At 41.5% G+C, this 14548-nt stretch carries 12 protein-coding genes; 8 read left to right on the top strand and 4 right to left on the bottom strand.

The genetic code is table 11. From position 1 onward, the window contains the following. Nucleotides 1–84 precede the first annotated feature (84 nt). Both G613_RS0102030 and thrH read left to right on the top strand, forming a co-directional pair. On the top strand, nt 85–1464 hold the full coding sequence (locus tag G613_RS0102030) for a TrpB-like pyridoxal phosphate-dependent enzyme (RefSeq protein WP_029231063.1): 1380 nt from the start codon (nt 85–87) through the stop codon (nt 1462–1464). 1 nt (nt 1465) lies between these two features. Then, complete coding sequence (gene thrH / locus G613_RS0102025; protein WP_029231062.1) at nt 1466–2068, top strand: bifunctional phosphoserine phosphatase/homoserine phosphotransferase ThrH; 603 nt, start codon at nt 1466–1468, stop codon at nt 2066–2068. 82 nt (nt 2069–2150) lie between these two features. Here the strand turns inward: thrH and G613_RS0102020 are convergent, their stop codons facing one another. Then, nucleotides 2151–2450 carry a hypothetical protein gene (locus G613_RS0102020; protein ID WP_029231061.1) on the bottom strand — a complete coding sequence of 100 codons (300 nt, stop codon included), beginning with the start codon at nt 2448–2450 and terminating at the stop codon, nt 2151–2153. 311 nt (nt 2451–2761) lie between these two features. On the opposite strand from G613_RS0102020, the gene G613_RS0102015 reads away from it, so the two are divergent. Next, on the top strand, nt 2762–4402 hold the full coding sequence (locus G613_RS0102015) for an Mbeg1-like protein (RefSeq protein WP_029231060.1): 1641 nt from the start codon (nt 2762–2764) through the stop codon (nt 4400–4402). 34 nt (nt 4403–4436) lie between these two features. Here G613_RS0102015 and G613_RS0102010 read toward each other — a convergent pair whose 3' ends face one another. Then, a complete protein-coding gene (locus G613_RS0102010) occupies nt 4437–5312 on the bottom strand; it encodes a phosphoribosylaminoimidazolesuccinocarboxamide synthase (RefSeq protein ID WP_029231059.1) in 876 nt (291 codons plus the stop codon). A gap of 135 nt (nt 5313–5447) precedes the next feature. Continuing rightward, nucleotides 5448–7088 carry an ABC-F family ATP-binding cassette domain-containing protein gene (locus tag G613_RS0102005; protein ID WP_029231058.1) on the bottom strand — a complete coding sequence of 547 codons (1641 nt, stop codon included), beginning with the start codon at nt 7086–7088 and terminating at the stop codon, nt 5448–5450. Nucleotides 7089–7304: 216 nt separating this feature from the next. On the opposite strand from G613_RS0102005, the gene G613_RS0102000 reads away from it, so the two are divergent. The 3 genes from G613_RS0102000 to G613_RS0101990 all read left to right on the top strand — a co-directional run bounded on the left by G613_RS0102000 (nt 7305) and on the right by G613_RS0101990 (nt 10494). Further along, nucleotides 7305–8993: a GDSL-type esterase/lipase family protein gene (locus tag G613_RS0102000; RefSeq protein ID WP_029231057.1), complete on the top strand. Its 1689-nt coding sequence runs from the start codon at nt 7305–7307 to the stop codon at nt 8991–8993. Between the two features lie 132 nt (nt 8994–9125). Then, nucleotides 9126–9890, top strand: a complete 765-nt coding sequence (locus G613_RS18325) for a response regulator (RefSeq protein ID WP_029231056.1) — start codon at nt 9126–9128, stop codon at nt 9888–9890. Nucleotides 9891–9897: 7 nt separating this feature from the next. After that, entirely contained in the window at nt 9898–10494 is a 597-nt protein-coding gene (locus G613_RS0101990; protein WP_029231055.1) for an Hpt domain-containing protein, read from the top strand. Nucleotides 10495–10539: 45 nt separating this feature from the next. On the opposite strand, the gene G613_RS0101985 is transcribed toward G613_RS0101990, so the two are convergent. Next, nucleotides 10540–11403 carry a DegV family protein gene (locus G613_RS0101985; protein ID WP_029231054.1) on the bottom strand — a complete coding sequence of 288 codons (864 nt, stop codon included), beginning with the start codon at nt 11401–11403 and terminating at the stop codon, nt 10540–10542. Nucleotides 11404–11505: 102 nt separating this feature from the next. Between G613_RS0101985 and G613_RS0101980 the strand changes: the two genes are divergently transcribed. Next, complete coding sequence (locus G613_RS0101980; protein ID WP_029231053.1) at nt 11506–12846, top strand: MFS transporter; 1341 nt, start codon at nt 11506–11508, stop codon at nt 12844–12846. Between the two features lie 140 nt (nt 12847–12986). Beyond that, nucleotides 12987–14525 carry a GGDEF domain-containing protein gene (locus G613_RS0101975; RefSeq protein ID WP_029231052.1) on the top strand — a complete coding sequence of 513 codons (1539 nt, stop codon included), beginning with the start codon at nt 12987–12989 and terminating at the stop codon, nt 14523–14525. The last annotated feature ends 23 nt before the right edge of the window (nt 14526–14548 follow it).

Genomic DNA, 14548 nt, shown 5'->3' with positions numbered 1-14548 from the left:
TGAAGACAGAAAAACCTGTCCTTACTACAGCTGGGACAGGTTTTTTTCGTTTATTTAAACTTATTTTTCGGGGGAAAAGAGAAAATGGGTGAAGAGAAAAAGATACCTTACAAGATTTATTTAAGCGAGGATGAGATTCCAAGACAGTGGTACAACGTAAGAGCAGACATGAAAAATAAGCCTGCACCACTTCTTAATCCTGGAACACTTAAGCCTATGACCTTTGAAGATCTTAGGCCTGTATTTTGTGATGAGCTGATCAAACAGGAACTTGACGATACAACTCCATATATCGATATTCCTGATGAAATCATGGATTTCTACAAGATGTACAGACCATCACCACTTGTTAGAGCGTACTTCCTTGAGAAGGCTCTTGGCACACCTGCCAAGATTTACTACAAATTTGAGGGTAATAACACAAGCGGAAGCCACAAGCTTAACTCTGCTATTGTTCAGGCATATTATGCCAAGAAACAGGGTCTTAAGGGTGTTACAACAGAGACAGGAGCTGGTCAGTGGGGAACAGCTCTTTCTATGGCATCTGCTTATTTTGGAATCGACTGTAAGGTATATATGGTTAAGGTATCTTACGAGCAGAAACCTTTCAGACGTGAAGTTATGCGTACCTATGGTGCAAGTGTAACACCTTCACCATCTATGGAAACCGAGATTGGACGTAAGATCAACGCAGAGCATCCTGGTACAACAGGATCACTTGGCTGCGCTATTTCTGAGGCTGTAGAAGTTGCTACACATACTGAAGGCTACAGATACGTTTTGGGAAGCGTTCTCAATCAGGTACTTCTTCATCAGACTGTTATTGGTCTTGAGGCTAAGGCAGCTCTTGATAAGTATGGTATCAAGCCAGACATGATCATCGGATGTGCTGGTGGCGGATCAAACCTTGGTGGTCTTATATCACCATTTATGGGAGAAAAGCTCAGAGGCGAAGCAGATTATCAGATTATTGCTGTTGAGCCAGCAAGCTGTCCTTCATTTACCAGAGGTAAGTATGCATATGATTTCTGTGATACCGGAATGGTATGCCCTCTTGCCAAGATGTATACATTGGGTAGTAACTTCATTCCTTCTGCTAACCACGCCGGAGGACTTCGTTATCACGGCATGAGCCCAATCCTTTCACAGCTCTATGATGATGGATTTATGGAGGCAAGAAGCGTTGAGCAGACATCAGTATTTGAGGCAGCTCAGCAGTTCGCAAGGGTAGAGGGTATCCTTCCTGCACCTGAATCAAGTCATGCTATCAGAGTAGCTATTGATGAAGCTCTTAAGTGCAAGGAAACAGGAGAGGAGAAGACAATTCTCTTTGGCCTTACCGGAACAGGTTACTTTGATATGGTTGCATATCAGAAATATAACGATGGTGTTATGACTGATTACATTCCAACTGATGCAGAGCTTCAGAAGAGCTTTGATACACTTCCTAAAGTGGAGGCTTAATATGAACATAGTATGTTTAGATCTTGAAGGGGTACTTGTACCGGAGATATGGATTGCGTTTTCTGAGGCTAGTGGGATTCCAGAGCTTAAGAGAACAACCAGAGACGAACCTGACTACGACAAGCTGATGAAGTGGAGAATAGGTATCCTCAAAGAACACGGCCTTGGCCTTAAAGAGATCCAGGATACAATTGCCAAGATTGATCCACTTCCGGGAGCAAAAGAGTTCCTTGATGAGCTTAGAAAGACCACACAGGTTATCATTATTAGCGATACCTTTACCCAGTTTGCAACTCCTCTTATGGAGAAGCTTGGATGGCCAACAATCTTCTGCAACTCTCTTGAAGTAGCGGAAAACGGCGAAATCACCGGATTTAAGATGAGAATAGAGAAGTCCAAGTATGCAACCGTCAAGGCTCTTCAGTCTATCGGCTATGACACAATAGCCAGTGGTGACAGCTACAATGATCTTGCCATGATTCAGGCTTCCAAGGCAGGCTTCCTGTTCCGCTCAACAGAGCAGATCAAGAAAGATTATCCTGACCTCCCAGCCTTCGAAGAGTACTCAGACCTCCTTGCTGCCATCAAGAAGGAACTGAACTGAGCATCTGCCACAGCCAGCCCTTCAGGGAACGTAGCGACACGCAATGAGGTATTTTTTCGTCCTTGTGAGTGGCGTAGGAAGTTCATGAGTCAAAAAAGCCCGGCCCCCTAATCCCGTTTTGGCTCAACATGTCTGAGCATCCCAGGCCCTTATCTGCGCAGTATTTCGCCAGCTCGTCACTGAGAAATGAAACATTTCTAAAATGTTCGAGCACACTTTCTTTTAATGCGCCCTCTTCGGCCAAAACTTGCAGGACGTTTGGAAATATTTCTAAATTGGAAAATGCCATAGCTTGCATTGCAAGCGTATAAAAAGAGAAGAAATCTATCTTCCAAGCTAGCTTGAAGAAGTAGATTTCTTCTCTTTTTATGGTGCTACGCACCTGTATGGCATTTTCCCAGTTTAATAATCTATCCGTCCTGCTTCAAACAAGCCCTACGAGGGCGCGAGAAAGTGTGCTTTTCGAACATTAGAAATTGTCATTTCCCATCTCAGACTCGCCGGGCGCAAACACCTGCTCGAATATGGGCCAGGGATGAGAGTTTTGAGCCGTGGGATTAGGGAGCTGGGCTTTTGAGACCATGAACTCCAGCCAGGAGCGGCGAAAAAAACCTCTTGCGCGAGCGAAAGGACCAGAAGGGCTGGCTGTGGCAAGAGGCTTTGTGTGCTATAATTAGGGGTAGAGGTGCTGGTATGGCTAATATAATTAATTATATTAAATGGCGTGGTGATATTGAGTTTGCGCAGGTACCCTTTAATAAGGTTGATAATTTGGGATTGGCGCTACTCGTATATAATGATTTTGCCGGAATTATCCCGGGTAAGGGTGAGAATGGCAGAATATCAATATCAGATGCTGCAGACAAGTATTTTATGACCCACAGTTTGGAGGGGCTTGATAAGTTCGCCTTTGACTGGGTGCTTTATTATATGGGGCAATATAAGCGTTTTGGTAGCCTGTATCTGTCTGATTATGTTGATGTAAACGATACAGACAGAAACATGGTGTTTACTGCATTTACCGTACATTTGCCTGATGGCAGCCATTTTGTTTCTTTTCGCGGAACTACTATGGAGATAGATGACTGGAGAATGGATTTCCAGATCAGCTTCGAGGAGATAGAGGCTCAGAGAGCAGCTGCAGTTTACCTTAGATATGTAATGGAAAAGTATGCCGGCAATATTTATGTGGGCGGACATTCCAAGGGTGGAAATCTTGCTGTGTATGCAGCTATGCATGCCCCGGATGTTGTCAGAAACAGGATTAAAAAGATATATAGCTACGATGGTCCGGGATTTTGTCCGGAGATTTTGGAAGAAGATAAATTTAATGATATAAAAGAGCGAATTGATCATGTGGTTCCTGCTTTCTGCGTCGTTGGTATGCTGTTTGAACTGCAAGTACCTCATGAGATTGTGGCATCCAGTGCAGAGAAGATTGCCCAACACTCAGGAATGAGTTGGAAGATAGAGGGTGATCACTTTGTTCATAGGAGATTTTTGACAGAAGAGAGTACTGTGTACAACAGGGCTATAGATGACTGGATCGGTAATGCTACCATGGAACAGCGAAGGGCTTTTACAAGGGATATATTCGATGCAATGAAGGCTGGTGGTGCTGTTACGGTTGGTGATATTTCCGAGGGCGGTTTCCATGACTTTGGAACAATTCTTTTGTCGGCGGCTAATTCAGAGAGTAAGACCAAAATCGTAGTTGGAAAGTTCTTTGGTTCTCTTTGGAGATCCTTTGAGAAAATTAAAATCCTGGATACTCTGAAATCTTTCTCCGGCATAATCGATCTGTTTTTGATATTCCTGGGAATTATCTTTATGACAGTCCCTACCGAGGTCTATAGATTCCTTGGAGGCGTAGTTGCTCTAACCGGCGCGGGATGGAGTGCGGTTATGCTCCTAAAAGCAGGAGTAAGAGAAGAAAACAGATTTATTAAAAGAGGCAGAATGATTTTCCATATTATCATTCTGTGTGTGATGGTTTTCATATTGTCCAACTTGGAAAGAATACCTAAATGGACCAATCTTTTGATGGCTGTTTTATTCCTGTCATTGACCTTTGCCTGCATCAGGTATATTGTCAGGTACAAGGATACTATTTCAGGTAAAGCCAAGTTCTGGATGATGCTTTTAGCGGTGGTTAATTTGTATATAGGTATTATTTCTATAGCAGTTCCATCAAGATTTGATGATATCAAATCCGTGACTTTGGGAGGCTACCTCATTGTTGTAGGATTTGTAAGACTCATAATACAGCTCCTTGAGCAGCTTCATAATGCTCCTTCCAAAAAAAGACTCTATTATGAGGAAGAGGATGAGTAAAAAAATCCCGAGTACGAACGTACTCGGGATAATTTTATGCGTTTAATTCTGTTCCTGTAAGGAGCTTGTATGCTTCAAGATACTTATCAATAGTCTTGTCGATTACTTCCTGAGGAAGGTTGTAATCGCACTCTGGATGAGCCTTGAGATAGTTACGTACAAACTGTTTATCAAAGGATGGCTGATCGTGTCCCGGTTCATAGCCTTCTACTGGCCAGAATCGTGAGCTGTCAGGAGTGAGCATCTCGTCAGCAAGAACAACTTCTCCGTTTTCGTCTACACCAAACTCAAACTTTGTGTCTGCGATGATGATTCCACGAGTGAGAGCGTAGTCAGCACATTTCTTGTAAAGAGCGATTGTATAATCTCTGATTTTGGTAGCGTAGTACTCACCGTGACCAGGGAACTCTTTTTCAAGAACTTCGATACTGCGCTCGAAATCGATGTTCTCGTCATGATCACCAATCTCAGCCTTGGTACTTGGAGTGTAAATAGGCTGTGGAAGCTTGTCGCATTCCTTAAGACCTTCCGGAAGCTTTATACCGCAAACGGTTCCGTCCTGCTGGTAACTCTTCCAACCGCTTCCTGTAATATAGCCACGAACGATACATTCAACAGGTATCATTCTAAGCTTTTTGCAAAGCATGCTATTACCTGCAAAATCAGGTGTTCTGAAAAACTCAGGCATGTCAGCCGGATCAACGCTGACCATGTGGTTTGTAACTACGTCCTTGGTATAATCAAACCAAAATCTGGACATCTGTGTTAAAACTGCGCCTTTCTTGGTTACCTTATTCTTAAGGATAACGTCGAAAGCTGAAATTCTATCGGTAGCTACCATGATAAGGTTTTCACCGATATCGTAAATCTCACGAACTTTTCCCTCTTTAACTGGCTTAAACTCCTGCATGCTCATGCTCCTCCATATCTGGTAAATAGTTTGTTTATTTTGTAACTGCATGGAACCAGCGATTTACTGCCTATATCCATGCAATTAGTTAACTAAAGAACTTACGCATAAATCATTATTGTAAAATGGCCTGAATCAGTCATCTTCCTCTTCATCAGCGGCAGTATTGTATACTGTACGCTTTCTGGCCATTTCATCATTTTCAAGGTACTCATCATATGTTGAACGCTTGTCGATAAGTGATCCGTCAGGGAGAATCTCCATGATTCTGTTAGCAGTTGTCTGAACAACCTGATGGTCACGGCAAGCAAATAGCTCAACACCTGGGAATTTGATCATTCCGTCGTTAAGAGCGGAGATTGATTCCATATCAAGGTGGTTAGTAGGCTCATCGAAGATAAGGCAGTTAGCGCCACTAATCATCATTTTGGAAAGAAGGCAGCGAACCTTCTCACCACCGGAGAGAACCTTAACCTTCTTAACTCCGTCTTCGCCGGCAAACAGCATACGTCCAAGGAATCCTCTTACATATGTTGCATCCTTTATCTCAGAGTAGCCTGTAAGCCACTCGGTAATTGTGTAGTCGTTATCGAACTCTTTAGTGTTGTCCTTAGGGAAGTAAGCCTGAGATGTTGTAACACCCCACTTGTAGGTTCCCTCGTCTGGCTCAAGCTCTCCTGTAAGGATCTGGAAGAGAGTAGTCTTGGCAAGCTCGTTACCACCTACAAAAGCAATCTTGTCTTCGCGCTGTACAACAAATGAGATATTATCAAGAACCTTCTCGCCGTTAACAGTCTTGGAAAGACCTTCAACAGTAAGAACTTCATTACCGATTTCTCTGTCTGGTCTAAAGTCGATGTATGGATACTTACGGCTAGATGGCTTGATTGTATCAAGCTCGATTTTCTCAAGAGCCTTCTTACGGGAAGTAGCCTGCTTGGACTTACTTGCGTTAGCAGAGAAACGAGCGATGAACTCTTTAAGTTCCTTGATCTGTTCCTCTTTCTTCTTGTTAGCTTCCTTCATCTGACGGATCATAAGCTGAGATGATTCGTACCAGAAATCGTAGTTACCAGCATAGAGCTGAATCTTGCCGTAATCTATATCTGCAATGTATGTGCAAACCTTGTTGAGGAAGTAACGGTCATGGGATACAACGATGACAGTGTTCTCAAAGTTGATAAGGAATTCCTCAAGCCATGCTATAGCATCAAGATCAAGGTGGTTAGTAGGCTCGTCCAGAAGAAGAATATCTGGATTACCAAAAAGCGCTCTTGCAAGAAGAACCTTAACCTTCTGTGCACCATCAAGCTCCTTCATAAGCTTGTAATGGAACTCAGTATCAATTCCAAGACCGTTAAGAAGTGACTCAGCATCTGACTCAGCTTCCCATCCGTTCATCTCAGCGAATTCAGCCTCAAGCTCACTTGCTCTGATTCCGTCCTCGTCAGTGAAATCTTCCTTGGCGTAAATAGCATCCTTCTCATTCTTGATCTCGAAGAGACGGGCATTACCAGCAATTACTGTATCAAGAACAACGTTCTCGTCATATTTGAAGTGGTCCTGTTCAAGGAAGGAGAGACGCTCACCATCGGAGATAACTACATCACCGTTTGTTGTCTCAATCTGACCTGACAGAATCTTAAGAAATGTAGACTTACCAGCTCCGTTGGCACCGATGATACCATAGCAGTTACCTGGAGTGAATTTGATGTTAACTTCTTCAAAAAGAGCTTTCTTACCAACTCTTAAGGTTACGTTATTTGCACTAATCATTAAAAAATAACCTCACATATATTCATTAAAACTATCCTTTGCAACAGTTCGTATTATATGAGAATCTTCTATTAATTGCAACCAAAAAAGTTATTAAAAATGACATGGCCAAAAATGGGAAGAAATGGATAAAAACTGAGTATCTAATAGTGCCATAATGGTGTAGGCTATATTCATAGCTTTTTTACAGATTAGTTTGTTTGTTGGGGAAAAGACATGACTGATTCATATTTGGCACTTAAAAATGGCGGATGGAATAATAGAAGGCTTCTTAAAGGGGATGAAGAAGGAGCAAATAATGATGCTGCCGTGGAATATAAGAAAAACCGTGGCGTAGCAGTATACAGGTTTCCTGTCTCTGAATTTGGAACCTATAAAGTTGACGTTAGCATTGCTGCTTTGGAAAAAGATATAGAAGGTGCCATACTTTTTTCCGGGCGACGAAATATGATAGCTATGGGAATAAATATCCCAAAGGGTGAAACATACCATAAAACTTTTTATCAGGCCGTTTTCCCATATATTCCGGCGCTTCAGTCACAGCGATGTAATGACAAGTACATTTTTGTGAGTGTTGCCGGAATCTCTGATGATGAGCATAGCCATAAGGTAGATGTTTCCATCGTAAGGGAAGATGTTCCCGTTATCTGGGTTGCAGGAGATTCAACTCTTACGGATCAGAATGCCGGAATTCCCTATTATCCCTATGGAAGCTGCGGTGGTTGGGCTCAGACAATCGCAAGATACTTTGACAAAGCTGCTGTATGTAACCTTGCACATTCAGGCATGACATCAAACTGCTTTAGAGATGACGGACACTATGATATCTGCCGTGAATACATGAAAGAGGGCGATGTCTTTATCATGCAGTTTGGCCATAACGATCAGAAGCGCAGAAACCTTGCGGCCTTTGGAGGCTATGCGGATAACCTTCGAAGATATGTGTCTGAAGTCAGAGATAAGGGAGTAGAGCCAATTATATGTTCCCCGATAAGTCGAATTCCGCTTTCGTTATCGGAAGATGAGGCAAAAGAGCTGCTGATGCCAAGACATTACTCTCTGTTATGGGACTATGCAGATGCTGCCTGTGCTGTAGCTGAAGAAATGGACGTTACTTTTATTGATCTTCATGAAAAGACCTTTGATAAATGGGTAGAACTTGGAGATAAGACCAAAGACTTTTTTATGCCCGGTGATATTACTCACACTAACGAGTATGGAGCAGTACTCATAGGGGACTTCTTTATGTCTCTTTTAAGTGGAAAAAATATCGAATCGAACTTTTGGCCTGATTCTGATACCAAGATTCTTCCTAAGGAGGCTCCTTGCCCAAGCATATTTGATATAGAACCACCATATGTTGATATAAAGGGGATACCTGAGGAAGGTGCACTCAAAAAGCCTTTCAGATATGCGCTTCTTGACCCTTGCGTTATGTACCTTCATCCCTATGACGAGATGCCAAGGGGACAGCTGCTTATGGTGATGTTTAATGCCTTTAGAATGGCAGGGGTAAGGCCCTACAAAAAGAAATTTGCAGATATAAAGGTAGACGAGTGGATTTCCGGATATGTCCAGGCTCTTATTGATAATGATATGATAGATGGCGACGAGTTTAGGCCCGATGATCCGGTGACCTATGAAGAATTATCAAGATTCCTGATATTGAAACTGCAAAAGTCTCAGGACGAGAAAACCAAAGAACTTCTTAAAACTATAGATTCACAGGCTCTGTACAGATATACCCAAATAGCTGCAAAGCTTGGTCTTATCAACAATAATGAATCACCGGATAAGGTGATCAATAGGGCAGAAGTGTATATAACCCTGGCGAAATTTATGGACTACGTGGGATCCGGAATGGAGGCTTTGCCGGAGGATGCGGAGGTACATCCTGTTCATTAGGACTAAATAATTTATAAATTTGCCAATAAAACGAGCAATTGATAGTGACTAAATGATATAATGATAAATAGTTAGTGGGCGTATGCTTTGAGCAGCTCTTTTGGAAACCCTGGAAAGTGACGGAGGCAACCTATGCTCTTTGAGAATAATAATAAGATTCTTGTAATTGGGGAAAAAGAAACATTTATTATAAAGGTGCTTATCGGCAAGCTCAAGGATGCCGGGATAACGGCCATATTCGCGCCTACAGATGTCAATGACATCAACAAGGAGTGGGGAGACAGCGGCCTTATTACCTATTATCTGGAGGCAGGAGAGCACATTCCCGGTGATATTGCCACCTTCTTAAAAGACAAGCTCTCTGATAATAATAAGCAGCTGGCCATAATTGGTGATGCTACAGATACCAAGATGGTTGTTGATAATTTTCCCCCCCATGTAATTTACAAAGTCTTTGCAAGACCCCTTGACTATAGCGTTTTTATTTCCGATGTCAGCCTTTACTTTAACATGGTGGCTGAGGGTGAGATGAAAAAGAGCATCCTCATAGTGGATGATGATCCCAATTATATGGGGCTTGTTAGAGAGTGGATCAAAGATACCTATAAGGTTTCAATGGCTAATTCCGGACTTCGCGCGATTAAATGGCTTGGAAGTAATAAAGTTGATCTGATTTTGCTGGATTATGAGATGCCTGTAACGGATGGCCCGCAGGTTCTTGAAATGCTTAGAAGCGATGAGGAAACCAAGAGCATTCCTGTAATATTCCTGACTGGTAAGGATGATAAGGAAAGTGTCATGAGCGTCCTTGCACTTAAACCTGAAGGTTATATACTTAAGACTAGTGGTAAAAACGAGATTATTAATACCATAAGCAAATTTTTTGTTAACAGATGAGGAAGAAATGGAGATTCCTGAGGAACTTAAAATACTACAAAATATAGAGGGTATTTCTATAACAGACGGACTTAATTTCTGTGGAAGCTCTAAGGCTTTCCTTAAGTTCCTGAATACTTTTTATAATTCAATCGACTATAAATCAAAAGAAATTCAGGATGCCTTTGAAAAAGATGACATTGAATTTTATACCATTAAGGTCCATGCCCTGAAGAGCACTTCGCGAATAATAGGCGCAAGTGAGCTTTCCGAGCTGGCACTTAGTCTTGAGGAAGCAGGAAAGAGTAAAGACAAGGAGTACATAAACAGAAATACGGAAAAGCTCCTTAACTTGTATCGAAGCTATTTGGATAGTCTTTCGGTTTTGGGTGAAAACGATGAGAATAAGTCAGACCCAAGAAAAGAAATTGATGGCCGGGAGCTTACTGATGCATACAATGCATTAAAAGAAGTTATTCCTGCGATGGATTATGATGCAGTGGAGATGATCCTTAACGGATTGGAGGAATACAAGCTTCCGAAAGAAGATCAGGAAAAAACCGAAAAACTAAGGCTCCTTTTGGGACAAATGGAATGGGAAGCCATGGAGAAAATGTTAGATTAAAAAAGTCTGAGATCAAATGACCTCAGACTTTTATATTTCATAAGATTATCTTTCGTTACCCCAGAAGAACAGACCAAGCATACCGGGACCAACGTGGGCACCTGAAAATGGCTCGTGCATACAGATAGTAATCTGAGCTCTTGGATTTATTTCAGCAACCATTTCAGCAAGCTTATTGGCATCATCGATACAGTCGCCGTGGGAGATGAATACAATCTGCTTTTCATCCTCCATGCGTTTTTCTGCGTATTTCTTGGCAAGTTCGGATATGGCACTCTTACGACCTCTTACCTTGTTGCAGGAAATAATGTGTCCTGTACTGTCTCCGAAAAGAATAGGCTTAATATTGAGGAGAGTACCGATGTTTGCTGTAACACCGCTTACTCGACCTGTTCGCTTAAGAAAATTCAGGTCATCAACAGTGAAATACTGGCATGCGTGAGGAACAGCAGCATCAAGTATTTCTGCTGCGCTCTTTGCATTCACATTTTTTCTTGCAAGATCAGCAGCTTTAAGGGCTAAAATTCCGTTACCAAAGCCACAACCGTGAGAGTCAACAATATGAATAAAGCAGTCAGGATATTCCTCCATAAGCTCATCTGCAGCTGCCTTGGCTGCATTGTAGGTTCCACTGATTCCGGAACTCATTGAAATATAAATAATATCCTTGCCTTCCTGGGCATAAGGAGTGAAGTGATCAAGAAATAACTGGGTGTTAAGAAGACTGGTCTGAATCAGGTCACCATTCCTAAGACCTTCGAAATATGTGTGGCCATCAAAATTATCAATATCACCGCTATATGTAACCAGAGTGCCATTTACAAGATAATCACAAGGTAAAATAACTATCTCACTGGCAAGCCTCTGTGGAAGATTGGCGCATCCATCTGCAAATACTGTAAAAGACATAAAAAACCCCTTTAAATAATTCAAAATATTGTACAAAAGACATTATATCACACTTTATTTTGTAGTAGTATTACTATATAAATATTCTAGGGGGATTTGGGGATGAAACTAAACGCAAAAAGAACTATACTCATTGGCTTTGCATTTATGTCTATATGTGCATTCTGGCAGTTCTATGACAATGAAATTCCCAAGATACTTAAGTACACATTTAATCTGGGGGAGACGCTGACTGGCGTTGTTATGGCACTGGATAATGTATTGGCACTATTTCTTTTGCCGATTTTTGGTACTTTATCGGATGATACGAACACCAGATTTGGTAAAAGAATGCCCTATATTGCGGTGGGTACAGTCCTTTCTACATTTCTTTTGACAATTCTAATAGTAGTAGCAAGGCCTAGCGGCAGTCTTGCTCTGTTTGTGGGAGTATTGCTCCTTCTTTTGATTTCCATGGGAATTTACAGATCTCCGGCAGTATCTCTTATGCCTGATCTGACACCGGCTCCTTTTAGAAGCTCGGCTAATGCCATAATCAATCTTATGGGAACTATTGGCGGCATCTACGTTCTTGTAATGATAAAGGTTCTCCTGATAGAGGCAGATGATCCGGGAAAGACTAACTACATTCCGCTTATGATAAGTCTTCTGGTATTCATGCTTGTTGCGGTAGCAGTTGTGTTTATCACAATCAATGAAAAGAAGATAAAGGAAGAAATCCATCAGGAGGGCGGACTTCATTCTTTGGGAGATACCTTTGATAATGATTCGGAGTTTGACAGATCAGACAAAACAGAAGTGTTTGAAGAGGGCAAGGTAACCCGAATGATGCCAAGAGAGGTAAAAAGAAGTCTTATTTTCCTTTTGGTATCTGTTTTTTTGTGGTTTACTGCTTACAATGCCGTTACAACAGCTTTCTCCAGATTTGTTGGAGAGGTGTGGGATCTTCACGACAATGCTTATGCTACATGCCTGCTTGTTGCCACTATTGCGGCCACACTTAGCTATGTGCCTATCGCTTATGTTTCAGGCAAGATTGGAAGAAAAAAGACAATCCTTATTGGTATTACTTTGATGGCTGCCAGCTATGTGATCACAGGATTGTATCCTCATTTTTCAGCTTCCATCAACATCTTTTTTGCTCTGGTTGGTATTGGCTGGGCAGCTATAAATGTAAACTCGTACCCAATGGTTGTTGAGATGAGTAAAGCTGGAGATATCGGTAAGTTTACTGGAACCTATTACACCTTCTCAATGGCAGCTCAGGTGTTTACGCCGATTTTCTCGGGATTTTTACTTGAGCATATTTCCTATAGGACTCTTTTCCCATATGCCTTTGTGTTCTCAGCCCTGGCATTTTGCAGCATGCTGATGGTTAAACACGGAGATGTGAAGCCACCAAAAAAAGAGAAAATAATTGAGAATTTTGATGTGGATGACTGATTAAACTATTATAGTTATACAAAACGGAAGATATTGCTAATTAGCGATGTCTTCCGCTTTTTTATTTATTAATATTTGATAAAAAAACATATTTTATGCGATAAATGATATATCATAGTAGTATGAAAAGAAGGGGCGGTTTGGTCTATAAGTTAACAAGGTTCTTCTTTGTACTGGTTCTGACAGTGTCATTTCTGTCAGGCCTTACTACCTATGTGCTCCAAAGCAAAGTATATAAAGAAGAATGTGAACAAGATCTTCAGACCATGGTCAAGCTTCTTGCGGATATGATGCAGTCGGATAGAAGAGAGTTTTCTGCCTATCAGGAAATAATTCTGAAATATGGGGATGAAATCAGAATCCCGGCGGATTACGATGGGGAATACAGACCGGCCAAGGTGGCATTTTACAAACTGTTCAACGAAACATACCCCGGCAAGGTTATGGGGAAAGATATAGATTATCTTGACATGACCAAGGAGGTTCAGATCCTTTTTGCAATCTATAAACAGGAATACTGGCTTCATGCATTTGAGACTACCAAAAAAAATTTCGGGGCAATTTATGCATATTATGTAACTCCAACCGGTGAAGATCTTAATATGTATTTTGTTTTGGATGCAGTAGTCGAGCCGTTTACAGAAGATGGAAAGGATTATATTTCACTTAACATTGAGGCCTATCAGGATATAGAAAATCATTCCCATATGTGGAAGGCTTGGAATACTGGAGCCTACACATCCGGATATGATGTATACGATAACGAGTATGGACAGACCTATGCCTGCTATTATCCACTTATCATAGATGGTACAAAGCTTGGTGTTGTTTGCGCGGAAATGGAGATTGGCAAGGTCCAGAAGGCAATTCTTCAAAACAGTATTACACAGTTTGCAGGAAGGTTTTTTATTATCGCAGTTCTCTGTACACTGATCAGTTTAACAATCGGAAAAAGGTACATCGAGAGGCTTGTTACTCTTAAGGGAGATGTGGTTGAGTTTACCAAGTATAAAGACCCTTCACAGGCTCAGAGAATAAAAACCGATATTAAGGGCGACGATGAAATTACAGATCTGGCCAATCAGATAGCTGTTATGATTGATGAAATCGGCACCAACATGAATGAATTGGTTGCCAAGAATAAAGAACTGACAGAGGCTCAGGACAAGATTAAAAAGGCCAATGAGCTTGCCAGCACAGATGCTCTTACGGGGATCAGAAATAAGGCGGGGTATGACAATGAGATAATGAGGATAGAACAAAGCATGATCCGTGATGGCTACTACAAATATGGAATAGCCATGGTGGATCTGAATTATCTCAAGGTAATAAATGATACCTATGGTCACGAAAAGGGCAACATTGCAATTATTAAGATATGCAATATAGTATGCAAGAATTTCGCCCATTCGCCTGTTTTCAGGATTGGCGGAGATGAATTTGTAGTCGTTCTGGAAAATGAGGATTATGACAACATAGAAACACTGGTTCAGTGGTTTAAACATACTCTCGAGGTTATAGCAGAGGATGAGAGCTTAAAGCCCTGGGAAAAGGTTTCGGCAGCTATCGGATGGGCTAAGTATGATCCTAAGAGTGATGACAGTATGGAGACGGTATTCAAACGTGCGGACAATCTTATGTATGAAAACAAGAAGCAAATGAAGGCCGCAAGAAGGTAGGACGAGAAAGAAAAATGTATTAG

This window comes from Butyrivibrio sp. VCB2006 (assembly GCF_000420945.1).
Taxonomy (GTDB): Bacteria; Bacillota; Clostridia; order Lachnospirales; family Lachnospiraceae; genus Butyrivibrio.
The sequence above is the reverse complement of the archived record's forward strand: the minus strand, read 5'-3'. Positions and strand labels throughout refer to the sequence as shown.